Source organism: Ancylobacter sp. SL191 (assembly GCF_026625645.1).
Lineage (GTDB): Bacteria > Pseudomonadota > Alphaproteobacteria > Rhizobiales > Xanthobacteraceae > Ancylobacter.
This window is the reverse complement of record NZ_CP113056.1, coordinates 1,357,952-1,371,492: the sequence shown is the minus strand read 5'-3', so window position 1 is coordinate 1,371,492 and position 13,541 is coordinate 1,357,952. Positions and strand designations below refer to the sequence as shown.

The following is a 13,541-nucleotide window of genomic DNA, read 5'->3' as shown; positions in this document are numbered from 1 at the left end:
ATGACCACGATCCTCTTCGACAATGTCTGGAAGGAATATGACGAGCGCATCGTGCTCGAGCAGGTCAACCTGTCGCTCGACGACCACGAATTCCTCGTCATCATCGGCCCCTCGGGCGTTGGCAAGACCACGCTGCTGCGCCTGCTGCTCAGCCAGGAAGTGCCCACGCGTGGAAGAATCCTGATCGACGGCGAGCCCATCGCCGCCGAGCCGACCGCCGATCGCGGCGTGGTGTTCCAGCGCTACTCGGTCTTCCCGCACAAGACCGTGCTGGAAAACGTGATGCTCGGCCCGCAATGGGCAGGGTCGCCGATCCTCGGCCGGTTCTTTGGGGAGAGGCGCCGGGCACTGGAGGCGCAGGCAATGACGCTGCTCGCCCGCGTCGGCCTTGCCGAGCACGCGCGGAAATACCCGGCCCAGCTCTCCGGCGGCCAGCAGCAGCGCCTCGCCTTGGCGCAGGCGCTCATCATGAAGCCGAAAGTGCTGCTGCTCGACGAGCCCTTCGGCGCGCTCGACCCCGGCACCCGCAAATCGATGCACCAGCTGGTCGGCGAGCTCTGGGAAGAGAACCGCATGACCATCGTCATGGTCACGCATGATCTGCCCGAGGCCTTCCTGCTCGGCACCCGCGTCATCGCGGTGGACCGCCCGCGCAAGGATCCGCAGGCGCCCGAGCGCTTCGGCGCCACCATCGTCTCCGATTACGAGGCGAAGTGCCGGATCGTGCGCGAATCCCGCCAGTTCGAGGCCGAGCGCGAACGCGTGCGCCTCACCCTCGTCTCCTCCACCCCCACTCCCGCGTCACCGATCCCGTCCGCTGGCCCCGCGCCGGCGCGGCTTCTCGTGAAGGACTGAACGATGTCTGCCACCGAAACGGCGCCTGCCGCCGCCCCCAAGCCCTTCCACCTCGCCTGGTTCATGAACTTCACGCCCGACGAGTGGCGCGAGCCCTTCGGCCAGGGCGGCAATCCGTGGGACGGCCAGTTCTATATCGAGATGGCCCAGGCCATGGAGCGCGCCTGCTTCGATCTCATCATGATCGAGGACAAGCTGATGGTGCCGGAGACCTATGGCGGCTCGCGCGACATTTCGCTCAAGCACGCCATGATGGTGCCGAAGGCCGATCCCGCCCCGCTCGCGGTCGCCATGGGCATGGCCACCAAGCATCTCGGCGTGGTCGCCACCATGTCCACCATGGCCTACCCGCCCTTCATGCTGGCGCGGCTGTCCTCCACCATCGACAGCCTGACCAAGGGCCGCTTCGGCTGGAACGTCGTCACCTCGGCCGAAGACCTGATGGCGAAGAATTTCGGCATGGACAAGCTGCCTCCGCGCGAGGACCGCTACGCCATGGCCGAGGAGTATCTGGAAGTCTGCGACAAGCTGTTCAACAGCTGGGAGCCGGACGCCGTGGTGCTCGACCGCAAGAACGGCATCTATGCCGACGGCTCGAAGGTCCACACCATCGACCATAAGGGCACCTATTACCAGGTGCGCGGCCCGCTCAACACCGTGCCCTCGCCGCAGCGCCGCCCGGTCTACCTCCAGGCCGGCGCCTCCCCGCGCGGGCGTGACTTCGCCGCGCGCTATGCCGACGCCATCGTCTCGGTCGCCAATGGCGTCGAGGGCATGAAGGCGTTCCGCGCCGACATCCGCGCCCGCGCCGAGAAGCTCGGCCGCAACCCCGACGACATCAAGGTGTTCTTCTGCATCTGCCCGAGCCTCGGCGAGACCGAGGAGGAGGCGCATGCCCGCTACCGCAACGTCACCATGTCGGACAATTTCGTCACCGACGTGCTGATCTCGATTTCCGCCATCACCGAGATCGACTTCTCGCAATACCCGCTCGACAAGCCGCTGCCGGAAAAGCTGGTCACCAACGGCGAATCCGGCACGCTCGACAAGTTCCAGCAATGGGGTTCGGGCAAGACGCTGCGCGAGCTGGCGGCGGCGGGCGGCGGTGGCCTCGTCTCCTCCATGGAGCTGATCGGCACCCCCGCGCAGGTCGCCGAGAAGATGGGCGCCGCCATGGCCGAGGTCGGCGGCGACGGCTTCCTCATCACCACGCCGGTGCTGCGCGTCTCGCGCCGCTACATCACCGAGATCTGCGACGGCCTGGTGCCGGAGCTGCAGGCCCGCGGCCTGACCCGCAAGGAATACAAGCACCAGCTCCTGCGCGACAATCTGCGCGAGTTCTGAGCCGCGTCGCGATTCAAGGGAGGGACGGCGCCGCCGCCCCTCCTTAGTCGGCTTACAACCCTTAATGCCGAAGGAGGCGTTCCATGGGACAGTGGCAGCCGGCGGGCTCCGCCGAGACCATCATTCCGGCTCCCGCAGCGGAACCGGGCCCCGCGGTGACGCGGCAGGAGTACCGCGATGCGATGGCGCGCCTCGGGGCCGCCGTGAACATCGTCACCACTGACGGCCCGGCCGGGCGGCACGGCTTCACCGCCTCGGCGGTGTGCTCGGTCACCGACCAGCCGCCGACGCTGCTGGTGTGCCTCAACAAGGGCTCGTCGGCGAGCGCCGTGGTCCACGCCAATGGCGTCATCTGCGTCAACACGCTGGCGCCGGGCCACGAGACGCTCTCCAACATGTTCGGCGGCGGCAAGCCGGTCGAGGAGCGCTTCGCCGCCGGCGAGTGGCGCCGTTCCGCCACCGGCGCGCCGATGCTGGTGGGCGCGCTCACCGCCTTCGACTGCCGCATCACCCGCACCGTCGAGGTCGGCACCCATGACGTGCTGTTCTGCGAGGTGGTGGGGCTGGCGAGCGGGGATGCGCGCGAGGGGCTGATCTATTTCAGCCGCCGCTACCACGCCATCAACGGCGCGAGCCCGGAGTAAGGGCGCGCCGGCGGTCTCGGGCGGCGCTCGCTTTGCGTGCATCCGGCGGGGCGGGCCGGGCACGGGCCGGAGGGCGCAGGTGACGCGGATCGCGCGCGACCAAAGCAAAGGCGCGGGGATTCACGACCCAACGGCTTACCTGCGGCGCCCCGGCCGCTGATACAGAAACAGGCGCGCGCCGCCCAAAACATAGGCGTGCCTAAGAAAGCGTTTCGGCATAGCGTTTTTGCCACTTCCCTAAGCTGGCGAAGGCCCTCTCACGGAAGCTAACTGTTTGCCGCTAGGCCGGTTTCGCGGTGCTAAAGATAGACACTCCCGATCCCGACCCAGCCGAGTTCATCACCGGGTGCCGCCAGCCTTATGGCCCGGCGTCGGCCCCGGAGAGTACCGGATCCACAGGGAGACCATCATGCTGACCACTGCCTTCCGCCGGTGCCTTGCCGGCGCCGTCACCGGTGCCGTTCTCGCGGTCGCCGCCGCCCAGCCGGCCGCCGCCGGCAAGATCTCCATCGGCCACACGGTGTGGGTCGGCTACGGCCCGCTCTACCTCGCCAAGGAGCTCGGCTTCTTCAAGGAGAACGGCGTCGACGTCGAGCTTCAGGTGGTCGACGATTCCGCGCTCGCCATGGCCGCCCAGGCCGCCGGCAAGCTCGACGGCACCGCCACCACGCTGGACGAGATCCTGAAGTACCGCTCGGACAATTTCTGCTTCAAGGCGGTCGCCCTGTTCGACGAGAGCCATGGCGGCGACGGCATGGTCTCGCTCAAGGAGATCAACTCGCTCGCCGACCTCAAGGGCAAGACGGTGGCGCTGAACGAGGGCTCGACCTCGCAGTTCTGGTTCTCCTACCTGATGAAGAAGCAGGGCCTGCCGCTGAAGGACGTGGAAGTGCTCAACATGAGCGCCGACGCCGCCGCCGCCGCCTTCATCGCCGGCCAGGTGCCCGCCGCCGTCACCTGGGAGCCGAACCTCACCATGGTGAAGACCAAGAATGTCGGCAAGGTGCTGACCGACAGCGCAGCGACCCCGGGCGTCATCGTCGACGTGCTGGAATTCTCCTGCTCGGTCATCAAGGACCGCCCGAAGGACGTGAAGGGCTTCGTGATGGGCCTGCAGAAGGCGGTCGACTACATCAAGGCCAACCCGGAAAAGGCCTATGCCATCATGGCCAAGGGCGTGGGCGGCTATCTCTCCGAGCCGAAGGACTTCGCCGACGCCGCCTCGGGCGTGAAGTTCTACGACAAGGCGATGACCATTGATTACCTCGGCACGCCCGACAAGCCCGGCAAGGTCACGGAAGTGATCGCCCTCGGCAACGAGATCTGGACCGACCTCGGCAAGATCAAGAAGCCGATCACCTATGCCGAGATCATCGACCCGTCCTTCACCCAGTGAGGCCCGAGGGGGCGCCCTTCGAGGCCCGCCTGGCGGGCGCCCCTTCCCCCACCCGCCGTCCCCGACCGTTCGAGATAGCCTGAGACAGCCCTATGGCCCGCAAGCGTTCCACCCTTGATCTCTGCCTCACCCCCAAGGAGGAGGTGCCGGCGGGGCTGCGCTATCTCGTCTCGACGCTGGTCTGGTTCGTGGTCATCGGCCTGTGGTCGTTCGCCACCTATGGCGGCTTCATGCAGGAGATCTTCCTGCCCTCGCCGACCGCCGTGGTCGGCGCCTTCTTCCGCCTGCTGGACGATGGCACGCTGGCCCAGCACATCTGGGCCAGCCTTCAGGTCGTCGTCATCGGCTTCCTCGTCTCCTCCGTCCTCGCCGTGCCGCTCGGCCTGCTCATGGGCACCTTCCGCGTGGTGCAGGCGGGCCTCGAGCCGCTGGTGAACTTCATCCGCTATCTGCCGGTGACCTCCTTCGTGCCGCTGTTCATCCTGTGGATCGGCATCGGCATCGAGCAGCGGATCATGGTCATCTTCTTCGGCACCTTCTTCCAGCAGCTGGTCATGATCGCCGATGTCTCGCGCGGCGTGCAGAAAGACCTGCTCAACGCCTCCTACACGCTCGGCGCCTCGCGCCGCGACGCGCTGCTGCATGTGCTCACCCCCGCCGCCTTGCCCGGCATCGTCGACACGCTGCGCATCACCATGGGCTGGGCCTGGACCTATCTGGTGGTTGCCGAACTCGTCGCCGCCTCCTCCGGCCTCGGCTACATCTCGATGAAGGCGATGCGCGGCTTCCAGGTCGACGTGATCTTCCTCGCCATCGCCGTCATCGGCCTGCTCGGCCTGTTCACCGACACGGTGTTCCGCCTCATCCGCCTGCGCCTCGTGCCCTGGGCGAGCTGAGACGGGACGCGCTGAGCAACCGGGCCAACTGAGAACGAAAGGGCCTCCCATGAGCGCCGCCGAAATCCTGCGCGTTCCCGCGCCCGCCACTCCCGCCGAGGCCTCCGCCGCCGTGGAGCCGAGCCTGCGCATCAAGGATGTGCGGCTGGAATATGCGACCCGCGGCAAGACCGTGGTGGCGATCGACAACATCTCCATCGACGTGCCGGACAACCAGTTCGCCGTCATCGTCGGCCCGTCCGGCTGCGGCAAGTCGAGCCTGCTCTATCTCGTCGCCGGCCTCGCCCAACCGACCTCGGGCGAGATCCTGCTCGGCGACGAGGAAGTGGACGGCCCCGGCCCCGATCGTGGCATGGTGTTCCAGTCCTACACGCTGTTCCCCTGGCTCACCGTACGGGAGAACGTCGAGTTCGGGCTGAAGCGCCGCAAGGTGCCGGCGGCCGAGCGCGAGGAGATCGTCAACCGCTACCTCAACGAGACCGGTCTCGCCGCCTTCCACGACGCCTACCCCAAGCAGCTCTCCGGCGGCATGATGCAGCGCGTGGCCATCGCCCGCGCGCTCGCCAACGACCCGAAGATCCTGCTGATGGACGAGCCCTTCGGCGCGCTGGACAGCCAGACCCGCAACACCATGCAGAAGCTCTTGCTGCGGGTGTGGGAGGAGAACCGCAAGACCGTCCTCTTCGTCACCCATGACATTGACGAAGCCATCCTGCTCGGCGACCGCATTTATGTGATGACCGCCCGCCCCGGCCGGCTGAAGGAGGAGATCATCGTCCCCATCGCCCGCCCGCGCTCGATGGACATGGTGATGGACCCCGCCTTCATCGCGGTGAAGCGGCAGATCCTTGAGCTCCTGAAGAACGAGATCAAGGACGATGAGCACTGAGGGCGGGATTGAGGGGCGGCGCGGACGACTACCCCTTCCGCCAAATGCCAGTCGCCCACCCCACAGAACCACGTCATGGCCGGGCTTGGCCCGGCCATCCACGACTTGCCGTCACACACCCGGCCCAAAAGCGTGGATCCCCGGGCCAAGCCCGGGGATGACGTCGTGCGGGGGGTGAGATGCCTCGACAGCCCACAGAACACCGTCAGGGCGTCCTCTTGGGAGACGACGCCCGATGAAACAGAACACCGTCATGGCCGGACTTGATCCGGCCATCCACGACTTCCACGGCGCATCTGGTCCAAGTCGTGGATCCCCGGGTCAAGCCCGGGGATGACGTGGTTTGGGAGGTAGGATGCCCCGACAGCCCACAGAACAACCGTCAGGGCGTCCTCTTGGGAGACGACGCCCGATGAAACAGAACACCGTCATGGCCGGACTTGATCCGGTCCTCCACGCCTTCCCGCCCTGCGCCCGGCCCCAAGTCGTGGATCCCCGGGCCAAGCCCGGGGATGACGTCGTGCGGGGGGAATGGCCCGACAGCCAAAAGAACACCGTCATGGCCGGGCTTGGCCCGGCCATCCACGACGTCCCGCCGCGACAACGCCGACCCGAGTGAACCTCCGATGACCCAGCCCCTGTTCGACCTCACCGGCCGCACCGCCCTCGTCACCGGCGCCAGCCGCGGCATCGGCGCGGCGCTGGCGACCGCGCTGGCTTCCGCCGGGGCGGATGTGGCGATCACCGCGCGCGACGCGGCCTCCCTCGCGGAGACGAAAGCCGCCATCGAAGCCCATGGCCGACGGGCCATCCCGCTGGCGCTCGACGTCACCGATGTCGCCGGCATCCGCTCAACCGTCGCGGCGGCGGCCACCGCGCTGGGCGGGCTCGACATCCTCGTCAACAATGCCGGCATGGAGCAGGTCTGCCCGGCGCTGGAGGTGGAGGAGGCGCTGTGGGACGCCATTCTCGACACCAATCTCAAGGGCGCCTTCTTCTGCGCGCAGGCGGCCGCGAAGGCGATGCGCGCGGGCGGCGCAGGCAAAGGCGGCGGCGCCATCATCAATCTGTGCTCGCTCACTTCCGAGGTCGGCATCCCAACCGCCGTGCCCTATGGCTCGTCCAAGACCGGCCTGCTCGGCATGACCCGCGCGCTGGCGACGGAGTGGGCGCCGCTCGGCATCCGCGTCAACGCCATCGCGCCCGGCTATTTCCGCACGGCGATGACGGAAGTGTTCTACGCCGATCCCGCCTGGCAGGCGGCCATGCTGCCGAAAATCCCGCTCGGCCGGTTCGGCGAATTGGGCGACCTCGCCGGCCTTGTCATCTTCCTCGCCAGCGACGCCTCCGGCTACATCACCGGCCAGTGCTTCCCGGTCGATGGCGGCTTCCTGGCCTCAATCTGATTTTGGCCTCAATCTGATTTTGGCTTCGATCTGGGGCCCGCGCCGCGTCCCACCCGCCCGCGAATTGGGCAGGTGGCGCGAAAATTTTGGTCTCACGGGCGGGCTAATATGTATGTACATATTGCCCCGCGACACGTGATGTTGAGGGCCTGAACCATGGCGGATTCCATCTGCAACCTTCACGAGCTGGCGACGCTGGACGCGACCGGCCGCGCCGCCCTGCTCAAGCGCTCGGAAACCGATCTCTCCGGCTTCATCGACAAGGTGCGCCCGATCATCGAGGCGGTGCGCACCGAGGGCGACGCGGCGCTGGCCCGCTTCGCCCGCGATTTCGACAAGGCCAATCTGTCGCCCGACCGGATCAAGGCGACCGAGGCCGAGTTCGACGAGGCCTTCACCAAGGTCGCCCCCGAGGTGATCGACAGCATCCGCTTCGGCATCTCCAACATCCGCAGCTTCCATGAGGAGCAGGCGCCCGAGCCGATGTGGCTGAAGGAGGTGCGCCCCGGCGCCTTCGCCGGCGACCGCTGGACGCCGATTTCCTCCGTCGCGCTCTATGTGCCGCGCGGCAAGGGCGCCTTTCCCTCCGTCACCATGATGACCGCCGTGCCGGCGAGCGTCGCCAAGGTGCCGAACATCGCGATTGTGACGCCGCCGACCGAGGATGGCGGCGTGGACGCGGCCACGTTGGTCGCCGCCCGGCTCGCTGGCGTCGAGACGGTCTATAAAAGCGGCGGCGCGCAGGCCGTGGCGGCGGTCGCCCATGGCACGCAGACCGTCGGCAAGGCGATCAAGATCGTCGGCCCCGGCTCGCCCTGGCTGGTGGCGGCCAAGCGGCTGCTCTCCGACATCATCGACACCGGCCTGCCGGCTGGCCCATCGGAAGCCATCATCTTCGCCGACGGCACGGTGAATGGCGCGGTCGCCGCGCTGGACCTGCTGATCGAGGCCGAGCATGGGCCGGACAGCTCCGCCTATCTCGTCACCCATTCGCGCGAGGTGGCCGAGGCCGCGCTGAAAGCCCTGCCGGGCCTCTGGGCGCGCATGAGCGAGCAGCGCGTCGCCTTCTCCAAAGCGGTCCTCACCGGCAAGTGCGGCGGCATCGTGCTGACCTCATCCGTTCAGGAGAGCATCGACTTCATCAACGCCTATGCGCCCGAGCATCTGGAAATCCTCTCCACCGACCCCTTCGCCCATCTCGGCCGCATCACCGAGGCGGCGGAAGTGCTGATGGGGCCGCACACGCCGGTCACCATCGCCAATTTCGTGCTCGGCCCCAACGCCGTGCTGCCGACCAGCCGCTGGGCCCGCACCTATGGCCCGCTCTCGGTGACGGATTTCCTCAAGCGCTCCTCCATCGGCTATGTCACCGCCGGCGCCTATCCCGAATTCGCCCAGCACGCCCGCCGCCTCGCCCGCTATGAGGGCTTCTCCAGCCACGAGAACGCGGTGTCGGAAATCCGCGACGAATTGCTGAAGGGGTGAGTTGAGGATTTGGCCGAAGGGTTTTCCGCTGGATCCCGGATCGGCGCCGCGCGGCGCGCAGCTTGTCCGGGAAACAACCCCCGTGTCCCGGACCAGTGACGCCGAAGGCGGAACGCCGATCCGGGATCCAGCGCACGAGTCTTTGGCATCCTCGGCATCGGGAACAATCAGGGACCGTTCGCTATGAAAGCCGTCCGCCTGCACGCCGCTGGCGACCTGCGCGTCGAGGACATCCCCGCGCCGGGCACGCCCGCGCCCGGCTGGGTGCGGCTCACCGTGACGGCGGCCGGCATTTGCGGCTCGGACCTGCATAATTTCCGCACCGGGCAATGGATCACCCGCGCCCCTTCCGTCGCCGGCCATGAACTTACCGGCATCGTCGCGGAGCTGGGTAAGGGCGTTGAGGGACTGAGCGTCGGCCAGAGCGTCGTCGCCGATTCCCGCTTCTGGTGCGGGACGTGCCCGGCCTGCCTCGGCCAGCGCCATCACCTCTGCGAAAAACTCGGCTTTGTCGGCGAGGCCTGCGATGGCGGCTTCGCCGAAGAGGTGAACCTGCCCGCGCGCCTGCTGCTGCCGGTCGACCCCGCCATCGACCCGGCGGTGGCCGCCATGGCCGAGCCGCTGGCGGTGGCCCTGCACACGCTGCGGCGCCTCGCGCTCCAGCCCGGCGAGCCGGTGCTGGTGCTCGGCTGCGGCACCATTGGCGGGCTCTGCGCCCTGCTCATCGCCCGCCAGCATGACGGGCCCCTGCTGGTCGCCGACCGCAACGCCGCTCGCGCCCAAAGGGTGGCTGAGGTGACCGGGGCGACCATCGTCCCGCTGGAGGCGGAAGCGATCCGCGCGGCGCTCAAGGGGGGCCTGCCCATGGCCGCCATCGAGGCCACGGGGAGCACGGCGGCGCTCGGCCATCTCATCGGCTGTGTCGAGGGCGGCGGGCGGATCGGCCTCGTCGGCATTTTTCACGGCCGGCTCGACATCGACCCCAATCTGCTGGTCGAGCGCGAGGTGAGCCTGATCGGCTGCCACGCCTTCACCGATGAACTCCCCACTGCACTCACTGCACTGACCGTCCACCACACTGCACTGACTGGCCTCGTGGATCAGCAGGTGGAATTGGACGCCGCGCCCGCCGCCTATGCCCGGCTTCTCGCCGGCGAGGCGACCGGGTTGAAGACGATCCTGCGCCCGCAAGGGGTATCATGACACCCGACAATCCGACGCCGAGCCGCACCGCCCATATCCGCGCTCTGGCGCTGCGCGATCCGGCGGCGGCGGAGGCACCGCTGGCTGCCCTGCTGGCCGACCTCTTCGCCATCAAGCCATTGAATCTGACGGTCAATCTCGATCAGTACAGCCTGAATTCGCTGAACGGATTCTTCGACACGCAGGACGGCGCCTTCTTCTTCAAGTTCCATCAGGAGGAAGGCGAGGAAGGCATGGCCGGAGAATATTACCGCGCCGACATCCTCGCCCGCGCCGGCCTGCCGGTGGACCAGCCGGTGCTGATGTCGACCCTGCCCGGCGAGCAGATCCTGATCTATCGCCGCCGCGACGAGCCGCGCTTTTCCGACGTGCTGCGCACCCTCGACCTCGCCGACGACCCCGTGTCCCGCGCCATCGCGGTGGAAGCAGAACGCCAGCTTTCCCAAAGCCTTAGCGCCACCTATCGCGACACGCTGCACCCGATCTCAGCGGCTGAGGCGAGCGCCGAGCCGATCCACCGCCTGTTCCATGAGCGGCTGATCGACCGCGCTCCCTACGCCTTCCCCGGCGGGCGCTACCGCGACTTCTATGTCGGCCAGAGCTTCCCGCTGCCCGGCCATGTGCTTGAGTGGGACGATCTTTCCACCCGCCGCTTCACCGTGAACGGCCTTACCTATGCCAGCACGCTGGGCGAGCTCTTCACCGCCGCCGAAGAACGCCTGCGCCCGGAACATCTTGCGGATGCCGGCGGCGTGGTCGCCCATGGCGACGCGCACAACGCCAATGTCTGGTTCAGCCGGGAGGGCGAGCGGGCAACCCTCTCCTATTTCGATCCGGCCTTTGCCGGCGAGCACGTGCCGAGCCTGCTGGCGGAGATAAAGACCAGCTTTCACAACATCTTCGCCCATCCGTTCTGGCTCTATGAGCCGTCGCTGGCGAGCGAGTGGTTCAGCGCCGAGATGGCGCTGGAGCCCGGCCGCCTCATTGTCGAGACCGACTGGCGGCTCTCGCCCATCCGCGCCGAGCTGCTGGCCGTGAAGGCGCGCGAGGTGTGGCGCCCCCTGCTGGCCGATCTCAAAAACAGCAACATGCTACCGCCGGACTGGCGGCAGGTGATCCGCCTCGGCCTGTTCCTGTGCCCCACTCTCGTGATGAACCTGCGCGCCGGCGTGCGGGCCCACACGGAAATCTCTTCGCTGATAGGGCTTTGCGTGGCGGTGATGGTCGGTTCCGCGCCGGTGGAGGGCGATGATACCGTCACCCGCTTCCTTGAGGCCATCGACCCCGACCGCCGGCCGGGTCTATAGGACGACGACCGTCCGCCGGGAGACGCCACCCATGATCGTCAATGTCGAGGATGCCCGCGCCGCCGCCAAAGCCCGCCTGCCGCGCATCTTCTTCGATTATGTCGATGGCGGTGCCTTCGGCGAGGAAACGTTGGCCGCCAACCGGGCCGATTTCGCCCGCTGGACGCTGGTGCAGCGCGTGCTCAATGACGTCTCAGCCCGCGACCTCACCACGCACTATCTCGGCGCCTCCCACCCCCTGCCCTTCATGCTCGGACCCGTTGGTTTCCTTGGGCTTTATGCCGGCAAGGGCGAGATCGCGGCGGCCCGCGCCGCCCATGCGGCGGGGGTGCCGCTGTGCCTTTCCACCTTCTCCATCGCCTCGCTGGGCCAGCTGCGCGCCGCCACCTCCGGCCCGCTGGCCTTCCAGCTCTATGTGCTCTCCGACCGCGCCATCGGCGACGAATTGCTGGCGCAGGCGGAGGAGGCGGGCGTGGAGACGCTGTTCCTCACCGTCGACACCGCCATTACCTCGGTGCGCGAGCGCGATGTGCGCAACGGTTTTCGCGCGCTCACCCGCATATCGCCCGCGCTCGGGCTGCGCCTGCTCACCCGCCCCGCCTGGTGCCTCGACATGCTCAGCGCCGGAATGCCGGAAGTGGGCGCCGTCGCGCACCGCCCGGAGTTCGGAAAAGGCGTGTTGGAACAGGCGAGTAACCTCTCCCGGCGGATCGACACGCGCCTCTCCTGGGCCGATGTTGAGCGCCTGCGCGCCCGCTGGAAGGGGCGCCTCGTGCTCAAGGGCATCCTCTCGCCGGAGGATGCCCGCCTCGCCCGCGCGGCGGGGGCGGACGGGATCGTCGTCTCCAACCATGGCGGCCGCCAGCTCGATGGCGCGACCTCGACCATCGCTGCTTTGCCCGGCATCGCCGAGGCGGTCGATGGCGGTATTGAAATACTGTTCGACGGTGGGATCAGGCGCGGCGCGGACATCATCAAGGCGCTGGCGCTCGGCGCCTCCGGCGTGCTGCTCGGCCGCGCCTATATCTATGGCCTCGCGGCCGCCGGCGAGGCGGGCGTCGCCCGCATCATCGCCCATCTCACCGAAGAGGTGAGCCTCACTCTGGGTCTGATGGGGCTGACCTCCATCGACCAACTCAAAAAGCTCGGCCCGGCAGCACTCCGTCCCCGCTAAGCCTTTCCAGCAAAAGCGCGAAGCGGTTTTGTGCCAGGAAATGCGTTCTAAGAATCAACTTCCGCGATAGGTCGAGTAACTCCAGGGGGTTGCGACCAGCGGCACATGGTAGTGCCCTTCCGGCTCGCTGATGGAGAAGCGGATCGGCACCTCATTGAGGAACGGCTTTTCCGGCAGGTCGAGCCCGCGCGCGGCGAAATAGGCGCCGATGGCGAACACGATCTCATAGGTGCCGACGCGCAGCGGCACGCCGCCGATCAGCGGCTCATCGGTGCGCCCATCCGCATTGGTGAAGGCCTCGCGCAGAAGCGCCCGCCCGGAGGCGCCAACCTCATAGAGCGTGACGGCAACCCCTTGTGCCGGCGCGCCTTTATGGGTGTCGAGCACATGGGTGGAGAGCCGCCCCGTGGTCTTCGGCACGCCCGCGCCGGTCACCCGCTCCACCAGCCGCAGCCTTGTGATGTGGCCGATCTCGGCGAGTGCGGTGGCCAGCTCCTGCGCCCGCTCATGGGCCAGCCGGGCCTCGAAGGCGTCGAGAATGGCGTCGCGCGTCTGGCGCCGCACGCAGATCACGAAGGGAAAGCCGAAGCGCGCGCGATAGGCGGCGTTCAGCCGCTCGAACCGCTCGAACTCCGCGTCGGGTAGCCGGTCGAGCCCAAGCCCCGCCTGTTCGGAAACCGAGGCCGGTGCGATGCTACCGGCCCGCGCCGCCTTGCCGGCAAGGTCCGGGTGGGCGGCGACGAAGGCGACGCGCTCCTCTTCCGGCCGCTCCAGCACCGCCTGCATCAGCGCCTCGTGCAGCGCCGTCACTGTGGCGAAGGGGCGGTGCGTTAAGGCACCCGCCGCCACCCAGGGCGCGTGCTCGAAAATCCCGTCCAGCGCCGCGATGAAGCCGGCCTCGTCGAGCGCGTTAAGCTGTTGCAGCGAAAGGGTTTCGGTCAC

Annotated in this window: 13 protein-coding genes; 12 read left to right on the top strand and 1 reads right to left on the bottom strand. The window is 67.8% G+C overall.

All coding sequences use genetic code 11. From position 1 onward, the window contains the following. The 12 genes from OU996_RS06300 to OU996_RS06245 all read left to right on the top strand — a co-directional run bounded on the left by OU996_RS06300 (position 1) and on the right by OU996_RS06245 (position 12,599). Positions 1 to 855, top strand: a complete 855-nt coding sequence (locus tag OU996_RS06300; protein WP_267584780.1) for an ABC transporter ATP-binding protein — start codon at positions 1 to 3, stop codon at positions 853 to 855. 3 nt (positions 856 to 858) lie between these two features. Continuing rightward, positions 859 to 2,199 (top strand): NtaA/DmoA family FMN-dependent monooxygenase, encoded by a 1,341-nt coding sequence (locus tag OU996_RS06295; RefSeq protein WP_267584779.1) that lies wholly within the window; start codon positions 859 to 861, stop codon positions 2,197 to 2,199. 182 nt (positions 2,200 to 2,381) lie between these two features. Continuing rightward, positions 2,382 to 2,843: a flavin reductase gene (locus tag OU996_RS06290; protein ID WP_267585618.1), complete on the top strand. Its 462-nt coding sequence runs from the start codon at positions 2,382 to 2,384 to the stop codon at positions 2,841 to 2,843. 409 nt (positions 2,844 to 3,252) lie between these two features. Continuing rightward, positions 3,253 to 4,239, top strand: a complete 987-nt coding sequence (locus OU996_RS06285) for an ABC transporter substrate-binding protein (RefSeq protein ID WP_267584778.1) — start codon at positions 3,253 to 3,255, stop codon at positions 4,237 to 4,239. A 92-nt stretch (positions 4,240 to 4,331) separates the two neighbouring features. Beyond that, positions 4,332 to 5,135, top strand: coding sequence for an ABC transporter permease (locus OU996_RS06280; protein WP_267584777.1), 804 nt, complete (start codon positions 4,332 to 4,334; stop codon positions 5,133 to 5,135). A 49-nt stretch (positions 5,136 to 5,184) separates the two neighbouring features. Continuing rightward, complete coding sequence (locus OU996_RS06275) at positions 5,185 to 6,024, top strand: ABC transporter ATP-binding protein (protein WP_267584776.1); 840 nt, start codon at positions 5,185 to 5,187, stop codon at positions 6,022 to 6,024. Positions 6,025 to 6,436: 412 nt separating this feature from the next. Beyond that, a complete protein-coding gene (locus OU996_RS06270; RefSeq protein WP_267584775.1) occupies positions 6,437 to 6,643 on the top strand; it encodes a hypothetical protein in 207 nt (68 codons plus the stop codon). A gap of 7 nt (positions 6,644 to 6,650) precedes the next feature. After that, the gene (locus OU996_RS06265) at positions 6,651 to 7,430 is read left to right on the top strand and encodes an SDR family NAD(P)-dependent oxidoreductase (protein WP_267584774.1); all 780 of its coding nucleotides are present in this window, start codon (positions 6,651 to 6,653) and stop codon (positions 7,428 to 7,430) included. Between the two features lie 156 nt (positions 7,431 to 7,586). Continuing rightward, positions 7,587 to 8,915 (top strand): histidinol dehydrogenase, encoded by a 1,329-nt coding sequence (gene hisD, locus OU996_RS06260; protein ID WP_267584773.1) that lies wholly within the window; start codon positions 7,587 to 7,589, stop codon positions 8,913 to 8,915. A gap of 183 nt (positions 8,916 to 9,098) precedes the next feature. Further along, positions 9,099 to 10,118: a zinc-dependent alcohol dehydrogenase gene (locus tag OU996_RS06255; RefSeq protein WP_267584772.1), complete on the top strand. Its 1,020-nt coding sequence runs from the start codon at positions 9,099 to 9,101 to the stop codon at positions 10,116 to 10,118. Continuing rightward, positions 10,115 to 11,425 carry a hypothetical protein gene (locus OU996_RS06250; protein ID WP_267584771.1) on the top strand — a complete coding sequence of 437 codons (1,311 nt, stop codon included), beginning with the start codon at positions 10,115 to 10,117 and terminating at the stop codon, positions 11,423 to 11,425. Before OU996_RS06255 ends, OU996_RS06250 begins: the two co-directional genes overlap by 4 nt. 31 nt (positions 11,426 to 11,456) lie before the next feature. Beyond that, on the top strand, positions 11,457 to 12,599 hold the full coding sequence (locus tag OU996_RS06245) for an alpha-hydroxy acid oxidase (protein WP_267584770.1): 1,143 nt from the start codon (positions 11,457 to 11,459) through the stop codon (positions 12,597 to 12,599). Between the two features lie 54 nt (positions 12,600 to 12,653). Here OU996_RS06245 and uraD read toward each other — a convergent pair whose 3' ends face one another. Beyond that, positions 12,654 to 13,541 (bottom strand): 2-oxo-4-hydroxy-4-carboxy-5-ureidoimidazoline decarboxylase, encoded by an 888-nt coding sequence (gene uraD / locus OU996_RS06240; RefSeq protein ID WP_267584769.1) that lies wholly within the window; start codon positions 13,539 to 13,541, stop codon positions 12,654 to 12,656.